Raw genomic sequence first — 1321 nt, forward strand, 5'->3', positions numbered from 1 at the left:
TGAACCGCCCCGGCTTTCCCGGAGGCTCCAATTTGTGGGAAGGAGCTTTCTTTATGAGCAAGACCCGGAACAAGTTTTCTCCTGAAGTCCGCGAACGCGCGGTGCGCATGGTTGGCGAGCATCGCGCCGATTACGGCTCGGAGTGGGAGGCGATGACCTCGATCGCCAGCAAGATTGGCTGCACGGCCGAGACGCTGCGCCGCTGGTGCCGTGAGGAGGCAAGCCGACGAACGGCACCAGCGGCGCTGGCCGCCGATGATCAGGCCCGGCTCAAATTGCTGGAGCGCGAGGTCAAGGAACTGCGGCGCGCCAACGAGATCCTGCGCAAGGCATCAGCGTATTTTGCGATGGCGGAGCTCGACCGCCGCGAGAAATGATGATGTCGTTCATCGACGCCCATCGTGAGGATCTGGGTATCGAGCCGATCTGCCATGAGTTGGCGATCGCCCCGTCCTCCTACCATGAACATGCACGTCGCCTGGCCGATCCTGGCAGGCGCCCCGCGCGTGCCCGTCGTGATGACGAGATCAAGGCGCAGATCAAGCGCGTCCACGAGGCCAGTTCCGGGCTCTATGGAGCGCGCAAAGTCTGGCACCAGTTGCTGCGCGATGGCGTGGCTGTCGCCCGGTGCACCGTGGAGCGCCTGATGGCGGCCATGGGGCTGGCGGGCGTTCGGCGTGGCAAGACGACGATCACCACGGTCAGCAATCCGAAAGCCCCGTGCCCATTGGATAAAGTCAATCGCGAGTTCCGCGTTGAACGTCCCAACGCATTGTGGGTGGTCGATTTTACATACGTCCACACCTGGGCCGGCTTCGTTTATGTAGCTTTCGTGATCGACGCCTATGCCCGCCGGATCGTGGGCTGGAAGGTCAGCACGTCGGCTACCGCCGGCTTCGTGCTGGACGCCTTGGAACAGGCGATACATGCCCGCAGGCCAGGGCCGGAAGATGGCCTGATCCACCATAGCGACAGGGGTGTTCAATATCTCGCCATGAACTACACCCAGCGCCTGGCCGAAGCCAACCTCGTGCCATCGGTCGGCAGCGTCGGCGACAGCTACGACAATGCTTTGGCCGAGACGATCAATGGCCTCTACAAAACTGAGGTCATCTGGCGGCAGCGGTCATGGCCCAGCGCATCGGCCGTGGAAATGGCTACCCTGCGTTGGGTCGACTGGTACAACAATCAACGCCTTTTCGGCCCCATCGGCTACATCCCGCCCGCCGAGGCCGAGGCAAACTACTATGCAGCCAGAGAGACCCTCGATATGGTTGCATGACTCAATTCAAAATGCCTCCGGGAAAGCCGGGGTGGTTCA

At 62.1% G+C, this 1321-nt stretch carries 1 protein-coding gene and 1 other annotated feature; the gene reads left to right on the forward strand.

Annotated elements, in window-relative coordinates:
- Window positions 1–53: 53 nt before the first annotated feature.
- A protein-coding gene (locus tag AC0KVN_RS27545) for an IS3 family transposase (protein ID WP_407673531.1) occupies window positions 54–1282 on the forward strand; the annotation gives its coding sequence in 2 pieces (ribosomal slippage) (window positions 54–342 and window positions 342–1282; 1230 coding nt in all).
- Window positions 335–449: a sequence feature (AL1L pseudoknot), on the forward strand. It overlaps the preceding gene by 115 nt.
- Window positions 1283–1321: the final 39 nt, after the last annotated feature.

Source organism: Sphingobium sp. SG1, from assembly GCF_057063145.1.